General features: G+C 67.7%; 20 protein-coding genes. 10 read left to right on the plus strand and 10 right to left on the minus strand.

The genetic code is table 11. The features are described 5' to 3' along the window. Position 1: 1 nt before the first annotated feature. The 6 genes from ACI766_RS07855 to ACI766_RS07880 all read right to left on the minus strand — a co-directional run bounded on the left by ACI766_RS07855 (position 2) and on the right by ACI766_RS07880 (position 7,755). Complete coding sequence (locus ACI766_RS07855; RefSeq protein ID WP_003098680.1) at positions 2-829, minus strand: ABC transporter permease; 828 nt, start codon at positions 827-829, stop codon at positions 2-4. Further along, positions 820-1,734 carry an ABC transporter ATP-binding protein gene (locus ACI766_RS07860; RefSeq protein WP_003098683.1) on the minus strand — a complete coding sequence of 305 codons (915 nt, stop codon included), beginning with the start codon at positions 1,732-1,734 and terminating at the stop codon, positions 820-822. Before ACI766_RS07860 ends, ACI766_RS07855 begins: the two co-directional genes overlap by 10 nt. Beyond that, complete coding sequence (locus ACI766_RS07865) at positions 1,731-3,017, minus strand: nitrous oxide reductase family maturation protein NosD (protein WP_003117558.1); 1,287 nt, start codon at positions 3,015-3,017, stop codon at positions 1,731-1,733. Before ACI766_RS07865 ends, ACI766_RS07860 begins: the two co-directional genes overlap by 4 nt. Further along, positions 3,014-4,924 carry a TAT-dependent nitrous-oxide reductase gene (gene nosZ / locus ACI766_RS07870; protein ID WP_003098686.1) on the minus strand — a complete coding sequence of 637 codons (1,911 nt, stop codon included), beginning with the start codon at positions 4,922-4,924 and terminating at the stop codon, positions 3,014-3,016. Before nosZ ends, ACI766_RS07865 begins: the two co-directional genes overlap by 4 nt. A 42-nt stretch (positions 4,925-4,966) precedes the next feature. Next, positions 4,967-7,114, minus strand: a complete 2,148-nt coding sequence (gene nosR, locus ACI766_RS07875; RefSeq protein ID WP_087823943.1) for a transcriptional regulator NosR — start codon at positions 7,112-7,114, stop codon at positions 4,967-4,969. Between the two features lie 227 nt (positions 7,115-7,341). Continuing rightward, positions 7,342-7,755 carry a VOC family protein gene (locus ACI766_RS07880; protein ID WP_003098688.1) on the minus strand — a complete coding sequence of 138 codons (414 nt, stop codon included), beginning with the start codon at positions 7,753-7,755 and terminating at the stop codon, positions 7,342-7,344. Between the two features lie 59 nt (positions 7,756-7,814). Here ACI766_RS07880 and ACI766_RS07885 point away from each other — a divergent pair, with 59 nt between their 5' ends. Continuing rightward, positions 7,815-8,117 (plus strand): putative quinol monooxygenase, encoded by a 303-nt coding sequence (locus tag ACI766_RS07885; protein WP_003098690.1) that lies wholly within the window; start codon positions 7,815-7,817, stop codon positions 8,115-8,117. A gap of 6 nt (positions 8,118-8,123) precedes the next feature. Here the strand turns inward: ACI766_RS07885 and tsaA are convergent, their stop codons facing one another. The 4 genes from tsaA to amrZ all read right to left on the minus strand — a co-directional run bounded on the left by tsaA (position 8,124) and on the right by amrZ (position 10,585). After that, positions 8,124-8,819 carry a tRNA (N6-threonylcarbamoyladenosine(37)-N6)-methyltransferase TrmO gene (gene tsaA / locus ACI766_RS07890; RefSeq protein WP_003119612.1) on the minus strand — a complete coding sequence of 232 codons (696 nt, stop codon included), beginning with the start codon at positions 8,817-8,819 and terminating at the stop codon, positions 8,124-8,126. A gap of 52 nt (positions 8,820-8,871) precedes the next feature. Continuing rightward, positions 8,872-9,642, minus strand: a complete 771-nt coding sequence (rhlG, locus tag ACI766_RS07895) for a 3-oxoacyl-ACP reductase RhlG (protein ID WP_003098693.1) — start codon at positions 9,640-9,642, stop codon at positions 8,872-8,874. 97 nt (positions 9,643-9,739) lie between these two features. After that, a complete protein-coding gene (locus ACI766_RS07900; RefSeq protein ID WP_003098694.1) occupies positions 9,740-10,105 on the minus strand; it encodes a DUF2784 domain-containing protein in 366 nt (121 codons plus the stop codon). Positions 10,106-10,258: 153 nt separating this feature from the next. Further along, entirely contained in the window at positions 10,259-10,585 is a 327-nt protein-coding gene (gene amrZ / locus ACI766_RS07905; RefSeq protein ID WP_003091802.1) for a transcriptional regulator AmrZ, read from the minus strand. Between the two features lie 360 nt (positions 10,586-10,945). On the opposite strand from amrZ, the gene phnC reads away from it, so the two are divergent. The 9 genes from phnC to phnK all read left to right on the plus strand — a co-directional run bounded on the left by phnC (position 10,946) and on the right by phnK (position 18,334). Next, the gene (phnC, locus tag ACI766_RS07910) at positions 10,946-11,782 is read left to right on the plus strand and encodes a phosphonate ABC transporter ATP-binding protein (protein WP_003098696.1); all 837 of its coding nucleotides are present in this window, start codon (positions 10,946-10,948) and stop codon (positions 11,780-11,782) included. A gap of 52 nt (positions 11,783-11,834) precedes the next feature. Next, positions 11,835-12,839, plus strand: a complete 1,005-nt coding sequence (gene phnD / locus ACI766_RS07915; RefSeq protein ID WP_003113119.1) for a phosphonate ABC transporter substrate-binding protein — start codon at positions 11,835-11,837, stop codon at positions 12,837-12,839. A gap of 67 nt (positions 12,840-12,906) precedes the next feature. Next, positions 12,907-13,701: a phosphonate ABC transporter, permease protein PhnE gene (gene phnE / locus ACI766_RS07920; RefSeq protein WP_003091793.1), complete on the plus strand. Its 795-nt coding sequence runs from the start codon at positions 12,907-12,909 to the stop codon at positions 13,699-13,701. Positions 13,702-13,721: 20 nt separating this feature from the next. Beyond that, complete coding sequence (phnF, locus tag ACI766_RS07925) at positions 13,722-14,444, plus strand: phosphonate metabolism transcriptional regulator PhnF (protein WP_003091792.1); 723 nt, start codon at positions 13,722-13,724, stop codon at positions 14,442-14,444. Between the two features lie 9 nt (positions 14,445-14,453). After that, positions 14,454-14,912, plus strand: coding sequence for a phosphonate C-P lyase system protein PhnG (gene phnG, locus ACI766_RS07930; protein ID WP_003098697.1), 459 nt, complete (start codon positions 14,454-14,456; stop codon positions 14,910-14,912). Then, entirely contained in the window at positions 14,912-15,541 is a 630-nt protein-coding gene (phnH, locus tag ACI766_RS07935) for a phosphonate C-P lyase system protein PhnH (protein ID WP_003452968.1), read from the plus strand. Before phnG ends, phnH begins: the two co-directional genes overlap by 1 nt. After that, entirely contained in the window at positions 15,541-16,641 is a 1,101-nt protein-coding gene (locus ACI766_RS07940; protein WP_003091786.1) for a carbon-phosphorus lyase complex subunit PhnI, read from the plus strand. The genes phnH and ACI766_RS07940 overlap by 1 nt, the downstream gene beginning before the upstream one ends. Beyond that, a complete protein-coding gene (locus ACI766_RS07945; protein WP_003098700.1) occupies positions 16,638-17,522 on the plus strand; it encodes an alpha-D-ribose 1-methylphosphonate 5-phosphate C-P-lyase PhnJ in 885 nt (294 codons plus the stop codon). The genes ACI766_RS07940 and ACI766_RS07945 overlap by 4 nt, the downstream gene beginning before the upstream one ends. Next, positions 17,519-18,334: a phosphonate C-P lyase system protein PhnK gene (gene phnK, locus ACI766_RS07950; protein ID WP_003098701.1), complete on the plus strand. Its 816-nt coding sequence runs from the start codon at positions 17,519-17,521 to the stop codon at positions 18,332-18,334. The genes ACI766_RS07945 and phnK overlap by 4 nt, the downstream gene beginning before the upstream one ends. Positions 18,335-18,345: the final 11 nt, after the last annotated feature.

Consider the following 18,345-nt stretch of genomic DNA (forward strand, 5'->3'; position numbering starts at 1 on the left):
GTCAGATGGGGCGGCGGCGGAACAGGCCGTGGGCCAGCGCCAGGGCAGCGCAGGCCCAGAGGGCCAGGGCCAGCCAGAGGGCGCTGGCGGACACCGGCAGGTCGCTGGCCAGGGGAACCACCCCGCCGGCGGCGGCTGCGTCGAAGCCGGACAGGTTGATCAGCCGGTAGAGGTCGGTCGGGTTGAGCAGCAACAGCCAGGGCAGCAGCCGCGGGCTCAGGTGACCCTGGCTGAGGACCAGGATCGCCAGCAGGGCCAGGTCGAACAGCAGGACGAAGAAGAACCACAGGCCGAGCGCCTGCCCGGCGGCGCTGGATTTCTCGCTGGCGCGGCTGCTCAGGGCGTAGGCCAGGGCGAGGAACACGCAGCCGAGCAGCAGCGAGGAACCCATGAAGCGGCCGAAGGCGCCCAGCAGGATGGCCGCCTCGACCTCCGGCACCAGCGCGAGGATCGCCAGCGCCGCGCTGCCGAAGCCGATCAGGGTGGCCAGGGCGAGGATCAGGCCGTGACCGAGGAACTTGCCGAGCAGCAACTGGCCGCGCCCCAGCGGGTAGGTCAGGAGCAGCAGCAGGGTGCCGCCTTCCTCCTCGCCGACGATGGCGTCGTAGGCCAGCAGCAGGGCGATCAGCGGCATCAGGAAGGTGGCCAGGCTGGTCAGGCTGGCGACCGTCGCCGGCACCGAGGTGAAGCCGACCTGGCCGGCCGCGGCGGCGCCGAACCAGGCGATGCCCACCGAGAGCAGGGCGAACAGCAGGCTGATCGCCAGCAGCCAGCGATTGCGCAGGCCGTCGGCCAGTTCCTTGCGGGCGATGGTCCAGACTACGGGCATGGCGTGGCTCCGGCGGGGGCGGGGGACATGTGGTGGCGATAGAGGTCCTCCAGCGACGGCGGCAGGATCTCCAGGTCGAACTCGCGCGCGGCCAGCAGCGCTTCCAGTACGCCGTCGCGCTCGGCATCGTCCAGCAGTACCTCGATGCGCTGGCCGTCCAGTCTCCGCGCCGCCAGGCCGGCCCGGTGCCAGCGTTCGAGCCACTGCGGGTTATGCGGGCTGGCCAGGCGCACGCGGGTCGGCAGAGCCGCCTTGCGGCGCAGTTCGGCGAGGCTGCCGGCCACTTGCAGGCGGCCGCCGGCGAGAATCGCGGCGCGGTCGATATGCGTCTCGACGCCGGGCAGCACATGGGAGCAGAGGACGATCCCGGTGCCCTGGCCGCGCAGGCGGTCGAGCAATTGGTAAAGCTCGACGGTGGCCAGCGGGTCGAGGCCCACCGTCGGTTCGTCGAGCAGCAGCAGGCGCGGTTCGCCGAGCAGCGCCTGGGCGAGGCCGAGGCGCTGGCGCATGCCCTTCGAGTAGGTTTTCAGGCGCCGCCTGGCGGCATGGCCGAGGCCGACCTGTTCCAGCAGGCGCGCGGCTTCGGCCGGCGCCACGCCCTTGAGGCGGGCGAAGTGGCGCAGGGTTTCCGCGCCGCTGAGCTGCGGGTAGAAGGTCACGTTCTCCGGCAGGTAGCCGAGCTGGCGGCGCGCCTCCAGGCTTCTTGCATCGTGGCCGAGGACCCGCACGCGGCCTTCGCTGGGGGCCAACAGGCCGAGGACCAGCTTGATGGTGGTGGTCTTGCCGGCGCCGTTGTGGCCGAGCAGGCCGAGCACCTCGCCGGGCTCCAGGCGCAGGTCGAGCCCGCTCAGGGCGGTGAGGGCGCCGTAGCGCAGGGTCGCGCCGTCGATCTCGACCAGGCTCATGGCCTCGGCTCCGCGGCGGGCATCCGCATCAGCGGATGGCTGTCGCGCACGCCGGGCGAGCGCACCACCGGGAAGGCGCGCTGGACCCAGCGCAGCAGCTCGATGCTCGGGCTGTTCAACAGCAGGCGTACCTGCGGGTACAGCCAGATCAGCCGGTCGACGTTGTCGTTGGGCTCGTAGGCGACGTCGCCGAGACCGTCGTCGTCGCGGTCCCAGCCCAGGTAGTCGCTCCAGTAGTTGCCGCGGCCGTCGGCGGACCACTCCTGCTCGCGGCTGGCGACGTACTTGACCTGCTGGCGGTTGCCTATGAAGGCGTTGCCGGCGATGCGATTGTCCTCCGAGCCGGCGGTGAGGTGGATGCCCAGGGCGCTGTCGGCGAAGCTGTTGCCTTCGATGCGGTTGAACAGCGAGTTGTAGATGAACAGCGCCTTGCCCTCGGCGCCGGAAATCATCGCGTCGCCGGTGCTGCCGCTGCGCACGCCCTCGACGCGGTTGCCGGCCAGGGTCGAGTAGGTGATGTAGTTCATCAGGATGCCGTAGTTCTCGTCGTCGATGGAGCGGTTGCCGGTCACGGTCAGCTTGCGGCTCTGCATCAGCGCGTAGCCGGTGCGGGTGCGCCGGGTCAGGTTGTCGGTCACCCGGCTGTTGTGGGTGAACATGTAGTGCACGCCGTAGCGCAGCTCCTCGAAGCGGTTGGCTTCGATGCTGCTGTCGTTGGAAGTGTCGATGTAGACCCCGTCGCGGGTGTGGCTGACCCGGTTGCCGCGGACCAGGGCGTCCTTCACCGCATAGAGGTGGATACCGTTGCCGCGATCCTGGGAGCGCACGCTTTCGTCGCCCTCGATGCGGTTGTCGAGCACCTGCGCGCCCGCCGTGGCGTCAAGCCAGACGCCGAAGCCCGCGCCGCGCAGGTCGTTGCCGCGGATCACGGCGCCGCTGGCGGCCTTGCCGACGAAGATCGCGGCGTCGAGTTCGGTCAGGTTGCGCCCCCAGTTGCGCAGCCGGCAGCCCTCGACGGTGATCCCGGGGCTGGTCAGGGTCAGCAGGCTGCCGTGGCCGCCGCCGTCCAGTTCGGCGCCGGCCTCGCAGCGCAGGTGCAGCGGCCGGTCGATGACGAAGTTGCCGGCGTAGCGGCCCGCCGCCAGGCTCCAGCGGCCATCGCCGTCGGCCCGCAGCGGCAGGCCGTCGACCGGCTCCGCGCGGGCCGTGGCGAGGCCGAGCAGGAGCAGGGCGAGGAGCGGCCCCGCCCGGCGCCCGGCCAGCGACCGCGCTGCGTGGATCAAGCCTTTTCCACCAGCATCCGCCCGCACATTTCCATGTGCAGGGCGTGGCAGAACCAGCTGCAGTAGTACCAGTGCACCCCGGGCTTATCGGCGACGAAGGTGATCGACGAGGTCTGTTGCGGGCTGATCTCCATGCAGACGCCGTGGTTGACCATGACGAAGCCGTGGGTCACGTCCTCGATCTCGTCGAGGTTGGTGATGGTCACGGTGACTTCGTCGCCCTGCTTCACCTTGAACTCGGTGAGGCCGAAGGAGGGCGCCATCGAGACCATGTAGACGCGGACCTTGTTGCCCTCGCGGATGACCTTGTTGTCCTTCATCAGGTCGATGCCGTCCTTTTCCGCGCGCTTGACCGTCTCGGCGAAGAACGGGTCCTTGCGGTCCCAGATCTTGCGGGTCTTGATCTGGTCGCGGCGGGCGAGGATGCAATCGTGCGGTTCGGCGAAGGTCGGACCGTCGTGGACCAGCTTCATTTCCTCGCCGGAAATGTCGATCAACTGGTCGTTCTCCGGGTGCAGCGGACCGGTGGGCAGGAAGCGGTCCTTGGAGAACTTGCTGAGCACCACGATCCACTTGCCGTCGGCTTCGCTGGTCTCGCACAGGGTGGCGTGGTTGTGCCCCGGCTGGTACTGCACGTCGAGCTTCTGGCGGATGTAGTCGACCTTCTCGCCCTTGTAGGCGCGCACCGCGTCGGCCAGGTTCCACTTCACCAACTGGCTGTCGATGAACAGCGTGGTATAGGCGTTGCCTCGGCCATCGAAAGTGGTGTGCAGCGGGCCGAGGCCCAGTTCCGGCTCGCCCACCACCACGTCGCGCGGGTCGGCCAGCTTGCCGGCGAACAGGTCGCCGAGGCGCTCGATGGCGATCATGGTGCAGGTCGGCGAGAGCTTGCCGTTGGCGATGAAGTACTTGCCGTCCGGCGAGGTGTTCAGCCCGTGGGGGTTCTTCGGTACCGGGATGTAGCGGGTCACCGGGCTGTCCTTGCCGTCCTTGCGCCGGCCGTCGACCACCGGCACCTTCGAGTCGCCGAGGGTGACGAAGCGCTTCGCCTTGATCTCGGCCTCGATGCGCGGGATGTCGAACACCACCACCCAGTCGCGCTCGTTGCGCATCATGCCGCCGAGGTCGACGGCCTTCTCCGAGTTGTAGCAGGTGGAGGCGGCGAACCTGCCGCTGTAGTCCATGTCGGTGTTGTCGAGGTTGCCGTCGACGATCACCTGCCAGGCCACTTCCATGGTCTCGGCGTCGATGGCGTTGTACAGGGTGAAGGCGTTGTCGCCGGACAGGTCGAAGGTCGAGCCGTCGTTGGGATGGGGGATGATGAACTCGGCGTTGCAGAACACGTAGCGGGTATGCGGCACCTTTTGCAGGCGCAGGCCGTGGATCGCCTGGACGTTGGGAATGGTGACGATGCGGTCGCATTTCATGACGTCCAGGCGGATGCGCGCGACCCGGCTGTTGGCCTTGTCGTTGATGAACAGGTACTTGCCGTCGTACTTGCCGTCGGTCATCGAGATGTGCGGATGGTGGCAGTCGCCGTTGAGGAAGCGCGCGCTGTCGCCGAGGACCCGCTTGCTCTCGTTGGTCAGGCCCCAGCCGGTGGCCGAGTCGACGTTGAACACCGGTATGCGCATCAGCTCGCGCATCGACGGCACGCCGAGCACGCGTACTTCGCCGGAATGTCCGCCGCTCCAGAACCCGTAGTACTCATCCAGTTCGCCGGGGGCGACCTCGGCCTTGCTGCGCTCGCCCTTGCCCGCGGCCCGGGCCTCGCGGCCGACCACCGCGCTGCCCAGGGCGCTGGCGCCAACCAGGGCGGCGGCTCCGGTCAGCGCCGAGGCGCCGAGGAAGCCGCGGCGGTTCAGGCCGTGGGTTTCTTCGTGGGGGCTTTTCGTGTCGTCGCTCATCTCGTGTCGTCCTCAAGGGCAGTCAGGGGAAAGGGAGCCAGGTCAGAGGTTCTCCGCGGGTATCCGCGCGTTGTCCGCCGGCGCGCTCTTCGCGCGCTTCTTGCGCTTGTTCACCAGCGGCGGGCACTTGTCCTGGTCGTGGTAGGTCATCTGGCAGTCGAGGCAGTAGTGGCATTCGTTGGCCTCGATGCGGCCGTCGGGATGGATCGCCTGGATCTCGCATTCGCGGGCACAGAGCTGGCAGGGCCTGCCGCATTCCGCGCGGCGCTTGAGCCAGTCGAACAGGCGCGCCTTGGCCGGGATCGCCAGGGCCGCGCCCAGCGGGCAGAGGTAGCGGCAATAGACCTTGCGGGTGAACAGGTTGACCACCAGCAGCGCGACGGCGTAGGCGACGAACCACCACTGGCGGTCGAAGCCGAGGGTGATGGCGGTCTTGAACGGCTCCACCTCCGCGGCCTGCTCGGCCAGCGCCAGGGATTCCAGGGAGAGACCGAAGAGCACCAGCAGGATGATGTACTTGATCGCCCAGAGCCGCTCGTGCACGGCGAACGGCACCTGGAACTGCGGCACGCGGAGCTTGCGCGCGAGTTCGTTGAGCAGTTCCTGTAGCGCACCGAACGGGCACAGCCAGCCGCAGAACACGCCGCGGCCCCAGAGCAGCAGGCTGGCTGCGGTGAAGGTCCAGAGGATGAACAGCAGCGGGTCGCTGAGGAACAGCTCCCAGCGGAAGCCTTCGAACAGCGCGTGGACGAAGGTCAGCACGTTGACCACCGATAGCTGGCCGAGGCTGTACCAGCCCAGGTAGACCAGGGTGAACGCCAGGTAGCCGGTGCGCAGTCGCTGCATCAGGCGCGGCCGTCGCACCAGGCGGTCCTGGAGGAAGAGGATCGCCAGGAGCAGGACGAGGGCGGTACAGAGGACCCCGATCTGGAAACTCTTCTGGTACCAGACCCGCAGCCACAGCGGCCGGGCAGCCTCTTCCAGGGCGGCCAGTTCCTCGGCCGTTGGCTGCGGCCGCTCCAGGTATTCCTCGGGCGTCTGGCAGGCCAGCTCGAAGCTGGTGAATACCCCCGCCACCGGGCCGGTCTGGCGCCGCACGAGCAACTCCAGGGTCCAGGGCGAGCCCGGATCGAAACGCTGGCTGGCGCGGGCGACGAAGATCGCCATCTCGCGGAACTCCGGCATGCCTTCGGCGTAGACGTCCGACAGGCGCTGGTAGTCGAGGTCGCGGAAGCTGATGATGTCGCCGAACTGGCGCAGTTGGACCCGATCGAAGATGCCACCGCGCACGTAGCCGGAACCCTTGAAGGAATACTCGCCGTCGCCGAGCACGACGAAGGCGTATTCGCCTGGCTTCAGCGACGCCATCAGTTCGCGGTACTGGTTGTCGCCGAGCAGGCTGCGGCCCACCGCGGGAGGGTTGAGCAGGGCGCTGTAGAGATCGATGAACGGCTCGTCGCGGTGCGCCGCGTCGGCTTCGCCGATGCCTTCGGCCTCGCTGCCCTTGAAGGCGTCGTCGATCTGCCCGCGACTCAACTGCAGGCGGCGGATCGCGCCGTTGCCGAGCAATTCGCTCCAGCTCGCCGTCGCTGCCGGTTGCTGGCGCACCTGCGCCTGCTTGGGCCGCACATTGCCGCGGTCCTCGATCAGGCCGAGGGAAACCGCCACCGTATGTGCGGCGCGCATGACGATCTCGTTGACCACCATCACTGTCACCGTGGCGCCGCTCACCGCGTCGACGGTAACCGCCTGCGGGTCGCTGGAGCGGCCGACCACCACCCGCTGGTCGGCGCGCACGCCGTCGTACCTGGCGCTGAAGGCGTGCAGCTTCTCTTCCGGGATGCCGATCAGCAGGATCGGTTCGTGGTGTTCGAGGACGTAGGCGTCGCGGATAACCGCCTGCGGATCGAGGATCACCTGCAGGTTGATCGGCTTGCCGGAGTAGGCCGGGATGTCGGTGACGCTGAGGGTCTGGAAGGCGTAGCCGAGGGTTTCCTCGCCCTTGCTCAGGCGGCGTACGCCGTAGTCGCCTTCGGGGTCGCCGATCCGCTCGACCGCGGGGAATACCTGGGCGATGCGCAGGCGCTCCAACTCGCTGAGTTCGGCACCCTGGGCGGCGAGGCCGACCAGCAGGAGCATCCAGGCGAAGACACACCGCCACGATCCGGCGGAAAAACGAAGGGCGCGCATAGGTTCCATCTACTACTGGCTACCGGCGAAAAAAGGGACGCCGCGCTGCTGTGGGGTCTGCGCCTGGCGGTGGAATCGCTTCCGTTGCCGGATGCTAGGAGGAGCGGGGGCGGAACGCGCTTGATGAAAGTCAAGAAGTGGAGATGAGGAACAAGCGAGGTTGCTGGCACTCAGTGTACCGAGTCGCCCCTCTCCCTTCAGGGAGAGGGGAGAGGGCTGCCCGAGGCTCAGGCCAGGCGTTGCCCGGATACCGCTGGATGGTACAGCGGCTGCACCTTGTTGCCCGCCGGGTCGAGCAGGTGGAAGCTGCGCGCGCCGTCGCCGTGGTCGAAGGGTTGGTCGAGCAGGGTCACGCCCAGCGCCTTCAGGTAACGGTACCAGGCCTCCAGTTCCTCCACGCTGTCGACGACGAAGCCGTAGTGATCCATGGTCTGCAGGCCGTTGCTGGCAGCGTGGGCGCGGCCAAGGGAAAGGTTGTCGTTGCCGCAGGTGAGATACACCAGGTCTTCGTTGGCGCGGTTCAGCACTTCCATGCCCAGTACGTCGACATAGAAGCGCTCGCATTCTTCCAGGTTGGGCACCAGCAGGGCGAGGTGACGCAGGCCGTTGAGGCGGGAGGGGCGGGCAGGGCGGTCGGACATGGGTTTGCTTCCTTTTTGTATACAATAATTTTATAAATCTAAAACAAAAGGAAGTTTCCGTGTACTGCATCTTTATCAAGACCCGCCTCAGGCCCGGCTGCGCCGAGGCTTTCATCGATGCCATCCAGGTCAACGCCGCCGCTTCCGTGTCCACCGAGCCCGGCTGCCTGGTGTTCGACGTTTCCCGCGACCGACAGGACCCTGACCTGGTCTATCTCTACGAGGTCTATCGCGATGACGCGGCCTACGAGGCGCACACCCGCACCGCGCATTTCCGCGACAGCCGACCGTTGGTCGAGCCGCTGATCCTCGAACAGGAAGTCTTCGAAAGCGACGCGCTGGCGCTCAATCCGCTGCGCTGAGAAGGCTCAATCGCCGCTGGCGACGTCCAGCACGCGGATCAGGTCCGGGCGCGGGTAGTGCCAATGCACGTCGAGGTCCCACAGGCGCACCCCGTAGCGGCGCCCGGGCTCTGGCTTCTGGTAGGCCGGGCGTGGGTCCTGCGCCAGGCATTGCTCGATCAGCTCGGCTACCGGCTGCCGCAACCGCTGGCCGTGCTCATGGGCCTGGCGCCGCGCCTGCTCGCTCCACTCCACGGCGATGCCCGGCGGCGGCGCGTCGGCGATGCCGTTGCGGGCGTCGGCCACGGCGTCGGCGTAGGGTACGTAGGGCTTGATATCGAGTACCGGGGTGCCGTCGAGCAGGTCGATTCCGGAAAGCCACAGGCGCCCCGCTTCGAAGCCCTCCAGGCGCACCACCGACTGGCCGATGCCGTTCGGCCGATGGGTGGCGCGGGTGGCGAAGACTCCCAGCGAGCGGTTGCCGCCCAGGCGCGGCGGGCGCACCTTCAGTCGCGGCTTGTCTTCCAGGGCCTGGTGGAAGAGGAACAGCAGCCAGACATGGCTGACCTGCTCCAGGCCTTCCAGCGCTTCCACCTGGTCGAACGGCGGCAGCAGTTCCAGGGTCCCCCGCGCCGCCGGCGCGAGCAGCGGCTGGCGCGGGATGGCGAACTTCTCCATGAAGCAGGAGCGGATGTAGCCGATGGGAGAAACGCTGTGGGTCATGGCGGGACGAGGCGAGCGGTCGGGGGCGTCATGTTACCCGGATTGGCGGCGCTCAGAGATGAAAACCGCCGTCGATGGGGATCACGTTGCCGGTCATGTAGGCGCCGGCGGTGCCGGCCAGGCTGATCGCCAGCGCCGCCATCTCCTCCGGGCGACCCCAGCGGCCCATGGGAATCGACGCGCTGTCCGCCTCCAGTGCCTGCGGGTCATTGGCGATGTGACGGGTCATGCGGCTCGGAAAGCGTCCGGGAGCGATCACATTGACATTGATGTGCTCGCCGACCAGTTCCTTCGCCAGCATCCGCGACAGTTGATGCAGCGCGGCCTTGCTCGGCCCGTAGGCATAGGCTTGTTCGCCCATGGCGCTGATGCCCGCCACCGAGCCGATGTTGATCACCCGCGCCGGGTTCTCCGCGCTGGCCGAGCGGCGCAGCAGCGGCAGCAGTTGCTGGATGCAGGAAAACACCGAGGTGACATTGAGCTGCATGACCTTTTCCCAGCCGGACACCGGATAGCTTTCCAGCGCTGCGCCCCAACTGGTGCCGGCGTTGTTCACCAGGATATCCAGCCGCGCGCTGAGTCCGCCGAGCGCCTGCGCCAGGCGCCGGGCACCGGCTTCGCTGGAAAGGTCGGCGGGGATCGCCTGGCAGTCGCCGTAGGCCGAGAGGCGTGTGGCGGTGTCGGCGCAGGCCTCTGCGTCACGTGCGCAGATGAAGACGCGGGCGCCGGCTTCGAGAAGACCCTGGGCGATCATCTGGCCGATGCCGCGGCTGCCGCCGGTGACCAGGGCGACGCGACCGGCGAGACTGAAATAGGGATGCATGGGAATGACTCCGGGCTGGGCAGGGGAGACCAGCCTACGATTCGCCTCGCTGCCGGCGCAGCATTATCCAGGTACGGAATGACGTGGCATCCGTGGCTCAGCGGCTACCGCGGCGATGCAACAGATACAGGTAGGCGATCAGGTTGAGCAGCAGAACGATGGCGCCAAGGATCCACTGCACCGCCGGGGTCAGGCCGGCGGGATAGATCAGCGGCAACAGGTAGTGCTCGACGAAGCCGCCGCTGTAGCCGGCGTCCCCGGCGGCCCGGCGCAGACGATTCTCCAGCGGGGTCAGCGGACAGGGCAGGCCGAGAAACTCCACCGCGCAGCCCCAGGCCACCGCCGGCAGGTGCAGCCAGGCCAGGCGTGGCCAGCGCAACGGCAGCAGGCCGCCGAACAGGACGAACAGGATGAAGCCCAGGTGCAGCCAGACCAGGGCATCGGCGGCCAGGCGATAGCTCATTCGGCTCTCCCTCGTGGCGTTGGAGGGATAACGCCACCGCTACAGGGGCCGGCGGATAACCGCCTTGCGGTTACTCGCCCATGGTTTGGCCATCCATAAAGAAAAAGCCGGCGAATGCCGGCCATTTCAAGCGCTACGCGTGGGCTTCGGCGCTCAGGCCTGGGCCAGCTCCGCATCGTGTGCGATCAGGGCGACCAGCGCGTTCTGCTGACGGTGGGTCAGCTGGCGGAAACGCTGCAGCAGCTCGCGCTCGTGCAGGCTGAGTTCCGGGCTGTCCAGGCGAACACCGAGATTGTCTTGCAGCGCCCCTTCCTGGAGCAGGCTCTGCTCGAGTCGGGCGATGATCTCGGAGTTCATGCTGCGGTGATGGCTGCGAGCGACTTCTGCGATCTGCTCACGCATGCCCTCGGGCAGACGAACGACGAATTTGTCAGCGGTACGGCTGGAGTAGGTAGGAGTTGCCTGTTTCAGTGGGCGCATACATTGAACCTGTAGAGTCAGGGAAAAGCGGTGCCGAGGAAGCGTTCATTGTTCTCGGGCCTATGACCACGATTTCCGCTAGCCGTTCAGTCTGTTATTTCGGAAACAACAATTAGTTGACGTCAATTGTGCGTTGCGTGCCGGCGTTTTGCCAGTACCAGCTATCTGAAATGCGAGCGATTCAGCAAAAGCCTAGTTTTTTACTGGGGGTTGGATGATGGCCTTCTGACCACCGGTCGTTCAAGGGATTGTCACTCGACTGTCATCGTCACTTCACCGGGCTGACACAGTCTCCTTCTATCTTGGTCTACACCAGATGGCGCCGCTGGCGTCTTCGTGCAACCGATTGGAGGGAGAACGATGAGCGCGGTGATCCGTGTCGACAGCCTGAACAAGACCTTTGCCCGCAAGCAGGCGCTTTTCAACCTGAGGCTGGAGATCCAGGCGGGCGAGATGGTGGCGTTGATCGGTGCATCCGGCTCCGGCAAATCCACGCTCCTGCGTCACGTCGCCGGGCTCGCCCGCTGCGACCGCGACAACGGCGGCAGCATCGACGTGCTGGGTCGCCGCCTGCAGGCGTCCGGCCGCCTGAGCGGCGAAGTGCGTCGCCTGCGCGCCGACATCGGCTACATCTTCCAGCAGTTCAACCTGGTCAACCGCCTCAGCGTGCTGGACAACGTCCTGCTCGGCTTCCTCGGTCGCATGCCGCGCTGGCGCGGTTCGCTGGGGCTGTTCAGCGCCGAGCAGAAGCGCCAGGCCCTGGAAGCGCTGGCGCGGGTCGGCCTGGCCGATTTCGCCGGGCAGCGCGCCTCGACCCTTTCCGGCGGCCAGCAGCAGCGCGTGGCCATCGCCCGCGCCCTGACCCAGAAGGCCGAGGTGATTCTCGCCGACGAACCGATCGCCTCGCTCGACCCGGAGTCGGCGCGCAAGGTGATGGACATTCTCGCCGACATCAACCGCCACGACGGCAAGACCGTGGTGGTGACCCTGCATCAGGTCGACTACGCGTTGCGCTATTGCCCGCGCGCGGTGGCCCTGAAGGGCGGCCGGATCCTCTTCGACGGCAGCAGCGAGCACCTTTCCGAAGGCTTCCTCAACGAACTCTACGGCGCCGAAGGGGACACCCCGCTGCTGTTTTCCGACCGTGCCCGGCGCGGGGCGGAGAGCCAGCCGGAACTGACCCTCGCGCGCGCCTGACGTCATTCGAACCGCATAAAAACCCGCCAAACCCTGCCCAGGAGTTCTCTCCATGTTGAAACGCTTCAGCCGTGTGCTCGCGGCTTCCGCCCTGCTCGCCGGCTCCCTTGCCGGGATGGCGCACGCCGACCAGCCGGTGATCAATTTCGGGATCATCTCCACCGAGTCGTCACAGAACCTCAAGAGCATCTGGGAACCCTTCCTCAAGGACATGAGCCAGCAGACCGGCTACCAGGTGAAGGCCTTCTTCGCCCCCGACTACGCCGGGATCATCCAGGGCATGCGTTTCGACAAGGTCGACATCGCCTGGTACGGCAACAAGGCCGCCATGGAAGCGGTGGATCGCGCCCACGGCGAGATCTTCGCCCAGACCGTCGCCGCCAGTGGCGCGCCGGGCTACTGGAGCCTGCTGATCGCCAACAAGGACAGCAAGATCGACAGCCTCGAGGACATGCTGGCGAACGCCAAGAGCCTGACCTTCGGCAACGGCGATCCGAACTCCACGTCCGGCTACCTGGTGCCCGGCTACTACGTGTTCGCCAAGAACAACGTCGACCCGGTCAAGGCCTTCAAGCGCACCCTCAACTCCAGCCATGAGGTCAACGCCCTGGCGGTGGCCAACAAGCAGGTCGACGTCGCCACCTTCAATACCGAGGGCATGGAGCGCCTGGAATTGACCCAGCCGGAGAAGGCCAGGCAGCTCAAGGTGATCTGGAAGTCGCCGCTGATCCCGGGCGACCCGCTGGTGTGGCGCAACAACCTGAGCGACGAGCAGAAGAACAAGCTGCGCGACTTCTTCTTCAAGTACGGCGCCAACGCCGAGCAGAAGAAGGTCCTCGCCGACCTGCAATGGTCGAAGTTCCAGCCCTCCGACGACGACCAGTTGCTGCCGATCCGCCAGCTCGAGCTGTTCAAGCAGCGCACCGACGTGGCGAACAACGCCAACCTCGGCGCCGAGGAGAAGGCCGCCAAGCTGAAGGCCCTCGACGAGGAGCTGGCCAAGCTGGAGAAACGCATGGCCGAGCGCGAGCAGAAAACCGCCGCCAACGCCGGCTGATCCACCCCGGGCGCGGCCGGCGCCGCGCCCCACCCGATTCGCCAATACCGCTGTCGAGATTCCCGATATGAGCACTCTGAGCACCACTGCCGCGGCGGCCGCCACCGGCAAGCCATCCTGGGGACGCCTGGTCGGCTGGGGCCTGTTCCTCGCCATCCTCGCCTGGTCCTGGAAGGGCGCGGAAATGAACCCGGCCGTGCTGTTCCGCGACGCCGGCAACATGGCGACCTTCGCCGCCGACTTCTTCCCGCCGGACTTCGGCAACTGGAAGCTCTACCTCAGCGAGATGCTGGTCACCGTGCAGATCGCCCTCTGGGGCACGGTGCTGGCGATCGTCTGCGCCATCCCGCTGTCGATCCTGGCTTCCGAGAACATCGTGCCCTGGTGGGTCTACCAGCCGGTGCGGCGGGTGATGGATGCCTGCCGTTCGATCAACGAGATGGTCTTCGCCATGCTCTTCGTGGTCGCCGTCGGCCTGGGCCCGTTCGCCGGCGTGCTGGCGCTGTTCATCAGTACCACCGGGGTGCTCGCCAAGCTCTTCGCCGAGGCGGTCGAGGCGATCGACCCCGGTCCGGTCGAAGGCGTCCGCGCCACCGGTGCCAGCGCCCTGCAGGAGGTCATCTTCGGGGTCATCCCGCAGGTCCTGCCGCTGTGGATCTCCTATTCGCTGTACCGCTTCGAGTCCAACGTGCGTTCCGCCACCGTGGTCGGGATGGTCGGCGCCGGCGGCATCGGCGTGATCCTCTGGGAGGCCATCCGCGGCTTCCAGTTCGGCCAGACCTGCGCCGTGCTGATCGTGATCATCGTGGTGGTGAGCCTGATCGACGTTCTGTCACAACGCCTGCGCAAGCTGTTCATCTGACGACGCGAGGAGGGCGCCTGGTGCGCCCTTTCCAAACCATGCACTTGTCTAGACAAAGCGAACCGCTGTACCGCGAACTGGCCGAACGGCTGCGCCAGGAACTGCTGGCCTACCGCCCCGGCGACTACCTGCCCGGCGAGATCCAGCTGGCCCAGCGCTTCGCGGTGAACCGCCATACCCTGCGCCGGGCGCTCGACGAACTGGTGCTCGAAGGCCGCGTGCTGCGGCGCCAGGGCAAGGGCACCCAGGTCCTGGAGGCGCCGACGATCTACCCGATGGGCGCCGCCAACGCCTACACCGAGTCGCTCTCGGCCCAGGGCCACCGGGTCGAGGCCCGGCTGCTGGAGGCGCGCCAGCGTCCGGCCGGCGCCGCCGAGGCCACCCACCTGGGGATCGGCGAGGGCGGGCGGGTGCTGGAACTGACCACCCTGCGTTACCTCGACGGACAGCCAGTGAGCCTGATCCGCCATTGCTACGCCGTTTCCCGCAGCGAGCTGCTCGCCGACTACCAGGGCGGTTCGCTGCGTCGCTACCTGGCCGACAAAGGCCTGCCGCTGACCCGCACCTACAGCCTGATCGGTGCGCGCCTGCCCAATCGCGAGGAGGCGGCGCGCCTGCTGATGCCCCGCCATGCGCCGTTGCTCACCGTCCTCACCCTGTCCCGCGACCGTACCGGCCAACCGGTGGAACTGGCCCAGTCGATCAGCCGCGCCGATCGCTTCCAGTACCAGGTCGCCCCCTAGGAGAAGCCCATGACCGCCTTGCATTCCGATCCCACCATCGCCGCACGACAGCGCTGGATGGGCGTGCTCGCCCGCGCCCGTCGCGAGGAGCTGGACGCCCATGCGGACGCCCTGCGCGATGCCGACTATCACCTGCTGCGCGCCGCCGAGACCGGCATGACCCTGGTGCGCGGACGCATGGGCGGCACCGGCAGCCCGTTCAACCTCGGCGAGATGACCGTGACCCGCTGCGTGGTGCGGCTCGGTGACGGACGCACCGGCTACAGCTATGTCGCCGGGCGCGACAAGCGCCACGCCGAACTGGCCGCCCTGGCCGACGCGCACCTGCAGGGCGCCGACGCGGCGGCCTGGCAGGCGCGCCTGATCGAACCGCTGGCCCGCACCCAGGCCGAGCGCCGCGCCGCCCAGGAGGCGGAAATCGCCACTACCAAGGTGGAGTTCTTCACCCTGGTCCGAGGAGAAGATTGATGACCAGCGCTTCGTTTCCCAGCCCGGCGGATACCGCCGCGCTATTGCAACCGGCGTTCCAGGACCCGGTCCTGGATGCCCAGCGGAGTTTCCGCGCGGCGCTCAAGGCCCTCGCCGAACCGGGGCTGGTGCGCAACCTCGACCGCGCACCGGCGCTGGCCGCGTTGCAACCGGCCAGCTACGCGCTGTGCCTGAGCTTCCTCGACTCCGACACCCCGCTGTGGCTGGCGCCGGGTCTCGACAGCCCGACGTTGCGCGCCAACCTGGCCTTCCATTGCGGCTGCCCGATCGTCGCCGAGCGTGAGCAGGCGCTGTTCGCCTTGCTCGACGAAGGCGAGCTGGACGACCTGAGCGGCTTCGACAGCGGCAGCGACCGTTATCCGGACCAGTCCTGCACCCTGCTGATCCAGCTTGCCGGCCTCGATGGCGGCGCCTCGCTGGAGTGGCGCGGACCGGGCATCGCCGAGGTGCGCCAGGTGGCGTTGCCGGTGAGCACCGGGTTCTGGGCGCAGCGTGCCGCACGCACCGAATTCCCCAGGGGCCTGGATGCCTTCTTCGCCGCCGGCGAGCGCATCCTCGGCCTGCCACGCAGTACCCGGGTCAGCGAACCCGTCGAGGAGGTGGCCTGATGTACGTAGCCGTCAAGGGTGGCGAGAAGGCCATCGACAACGCCCATCGCCTGCTGGCGCGCAAGCGCCGCGGCGATACCGCGCTGCCGGAGCTGTCGGTGGAGCAGATCCGCCAGCAGATGCCACTGGCCGTGTCGCGGGTGATGACCGAGGGTTCGCTGTACGATGAGCAACTGGCGGCACTGGCGATCAAGCAGGCGGCCGGCGACCTGATGGAAGCGATCTTCCTTCTCCGCGCCTACCGCACCACGCTGCCGCGCTTCGCCGCCAGCCTGCCGCTGGATACCGCCGGGATGCGCCTGCAACGGCGGATCTCGGCGACCTACAAGGACCTGCCGGGCGGGCAACTGCTCGGTCCGACCTTCGACTATACCCATCGCCTGCTCGACTTCAGCCTGCTCGCCGAGGGCGACTACCCCGGCCCCGAAGTGGAGCGGGGCGCGTCCCTGGAGCCTTGTCCGCGCGTGCTCGGCCTGCTCGACCGGGAAGGCCTGATGACGCCGGAGTACGAACTGCCCGGCGCGGTGCCGGATATCACCCGCGAGCCGCTCGACTTCCCCACCGGCCGCGCCCAGCGCCTGCAGGCCCTGGCCCGCGGCGACGAGGGCTTCCTTCTCGCCCTGGGCTATTCGACCCAGCGCGGCTACGGCCGCAACCATCCGTTCGCCGGGGAGATCCGCATCGGCGCCTGCGAGGTCTGGCTGGAGCCCGAGGAACTGGGCTTCGCGGTGCCGGTGGGCGAGATCGAGGTCACCGAGTGCGAGATGGTCAACCAGTTCGTCGGTTCCCGCGAGGAGCTGCCGCAATTCACCCGTGGCTACGGCCTGGCCTTCGGCTACGCCGAGCGCAAGGCGATGGGCATGGCCCTGGTCGACCGCGCCCTGCGCGCCGAGGAATACGGCGAGGAGGTGGTGTCGCCGGCGCAGCAGGAAGAGTTCGTCCTGATGCACTGCGACAACGTCGAGGCCGGTGGCTTCGTCTCGCACCTGAAGCTGCCGCACTACGTCGATTTCCAGTCCGAGCTGGAGCTGATTCGCAAGCTGCGTCGTCCCGGCGTCGCCGAATCCGCGCAACCCACTGTCCAGGAGAAGCGCGCATGAGCCTTTCCCCGCAAGCCAGCGCCGCGCCGGAGCAGGGCTACAACTTCGCCTACCTCGACGAGCAGACCAAGCGCATGATCCGCCGCGGCCTGCTCAAGGCGGTGGCGATCCCCGGCTACCAGGTGCCCTTCGGCGGCCGCGAGATGCCGCTGCCCTACGGCTGGGGCACCGGCGGCATGCAGGTGACCGCGGCCATCCTCGGTGCCGACGACGTGCTCAAGGTGATCGACCAGGGCGCCGACGACACCACCAACGCGGTATCCATCCGGCGTTTCTTCGCCCGCACCGCCGGGGTCGCCACCACCGAACGGACCCCGGAGGCGACGGTGATCCAGACCCGCCACCGGATACCGGAAACCGCCCTGAGCGGCGAGCAGATCATGGTCTACCAGGTGCCGATCCCCGAGCCGCTGCGCTTCATCGAGCCTTCCGAGGCGGAGACCCGGACCATGCATGCGCTCGACGACTACGGGGTGATGCACGTGAAGCTCTACGAGGACATCGCCACCTTCGGCCATATCGCCACCAGCTATGCCTACCCGGTTACGGTGGACGAGCGCTACGTGATGGATCCCTCGCCAATTCCCAAGTTCGACAACCCCAAGCTGGACATGAGCCCGGCGCTGATGCTGTTCGGCGCAGGTCGCGAGAAACGCCTGTACGCGGTGCCGCCGTTCACCCGGGTGGCGAGCCTGGACTTCGAGGACCACCCCTTCGAAGTCCAGCGCTGGGAAGAAAGCTGCGCCTTCTGCGGCAGCCACGAGTCCTACCTGGACGAACTGATCGTCGACGACCGTGGCGGCAAGCGCTTCGTCTGTTCCGACACCGATTACTGCACGCAGCGGCGTGCCTGCCAGGAAGAAGGGGAGGACGCGCAATGAACGCGGTCTGCGAATCCATCGATGCGAACCTCGACGCGCGCGACCGGCCGCTGCTCTCGGTGCGTGGCCTGACCCGCCTGTACGGGCCGGAAAAGGGCTGCCAGGAGGTCGACTTCGATCTCTACCCCGGCGAGGTGCTGGGCATCGTCGGTGAGTCCGGCTCGGGCAAGTCGACCCTGCTCTCGTTGCTCTCCGGGCGCTGTCCGCCGGACGCCGGCACGGTCGCCTACCGCGACGACGGCGACCGCTGGCTGGACCTCTACGCCGCCAGCGAAGCCGAGCGGCGCACCCTGCTGCGCACCGAGTGGGGCTTCGTCGAGCAGAACCCGCGCGACGGCCTGCGCATGGGCGTGTCCGCCGGCGCCAACATCGGCGAACGGCTGATGGCCCAGGGCGTGCGCCACTACGGTCGGCTGCGCCAGGCCGGGCTGGACTGGCTGGAACAGGTGGAGATCGATCCGCTGCGCATCGACGACCTGCCGCGAACCTTTTCCGGCGGCATGCAGCAGCGCCTGCAGATCGCCCGCAACCTGGTCTCGGCGCCACGCCTGGTGTTCATGGACGAACCCACCGGCGGCCTCGACGTGTCGGTGCAGGCGCGCCTGCTCGACCTGCTGCGCGGCCTGGTGCGCGAGCTGGACCTGGCGGTGGTGATCGTCACCCACGATCTGGCGGTGGCGCGCCTGCTCGCCGACCGCCTGATGGTCATGCGCCGTTCGCGGGTGGTGGAAGCCGGTCTCACCGACCAGATTCTCGACGACCCGCAGCATCCGTACACGCAATTGCTGGTGTCGTCGGTCCTGCAACCCTGAGCCGAAGCGTC

The sequence above is a fragment of the Pseudomonas sp. DL genome (assembly GCF_047199225.1).
Taxonomy (GTDB): Bacteria; Pseudomonadota; Gammaproteobacteria; order Pseudomonadales; family Pseudomonadaceae; genus Pseudomonas; species Pseudomonas aeruginosa.

Bases quoted from the DNA above. Each gene is read 5' to 3' on its own strand.
- ACI766_RS07855 (WP_003098680.1), bottom strand. From the start codon at position 829: ATGCCCGTAGTCTGGACCATCGCCCGCAAGGAACTGGCCGACGGCCTG.
- ACI766_RS07940 (WP_003091786.1), top strand. From the start codon at position 15,541: ATGTACGTAGCCGTCAAGGGTGGCGAGAAGGCCATCGACAACGCCCAT.
- ACI766_RS07880 (WP_003098688.1), bottom strand. From the start codon at position 7,755: ATGTCCGACCGCCCTGCCCGCCCCTCCCGCCTCAACGGCCTGCGTCAC.
- amrZ (WP_003091802.1), bottom strand. From the start codon at position 10,585: ATGCGCCCACTGAAACAGGCAACTCCTACCTACTCCAGCCGTACCGCT.
- phnE (WP_003091793.1), top strand. From the start codon at position 12,907: ATGAGCACTCTGAGCACCACTGCCGCGGCGGCCGCCACCGGCAAGCCA.
- ACI766_RS07945 (WP_003098700.1), top strand. From the start codon at position 16,638: ATGAGCCTTTCCCCGCAAGCCAGCGCCGCGCCGGAGCAGGGCTACAAC.
- phnD (WP_003113119.1), top strand. From the start codon at position 11,835: ATGTTGAAACGCTTCAGCCGTGTGCTCGCGGCTTCCGCCCTGCTCGCC.
- tsaA (WP_003119612.1), bottom strand. From the start codon at position 8,819: ATGACCCACAGCGTTTCTCCCATCGGCTACATCCGCTCCTGCTTCATG.
- phnH (WP_003452968.1), top strand. From the start codon at position 14,912: ATGACCAGCGCTTCGTTTCCCAGCCCGGCGGATACCGCCGCGCTATTG.
- phnC (WP_003098696.1), top strand. From the start codon at position 10,946: ATGAGCGCGGTGATCCGTGTCGACAGCCTGAACAAGACCTTTGCCCGC.
- ACI766_RS07860 (WP_003098683.1), bottom strand. From the start codon at position 1,734: ATGAGCCTGGTCGAGATCGACGGCGCGACCCTGCGCTACGGCGCCCTC.
- nosR (WP_087823943.1), bottom strand. From the start codon at position 7,114: ATGCGCGCCCTTCGTTTTTCCGCCGGATCGTGGCGGTGTGTCTTCGCC.
- phnG (WP_003098697.1), top strand. From the start codon at position 14,454: ATGACCGCCTTGCATTCCGATCCCACCATCGCCGCACGACAGCGCTGG.
- phnK (WP_003098701.1), top strand. From the start codon at position 17,519: ATGAACGCGGTCTGCGAATCCATCGATGCGAACCTCGACGCGCGCGAC.
- ACI766_RS07900 (WP_003098694.1), bottom strand. From the start codon at position 10,105: ATGAGCTATCGCCTGGCCGCCGATGCCCTGGTCTGGCTGCACCTGGGC.
- rhlG (WP_003098693.1), bottom strand. From the start codon at position 9,642: ATGCATCCCTATTTCAGTCTCGCCGGTCGCGTCGCCCTGGTCACCGGC.
- nosZ (WP_003098686.1), bottom strand. From the start codon at position 4,924: ATGAGCGACGACACGAAAAGCCCCCACGAAGAAACCCACGGCCTGAAC.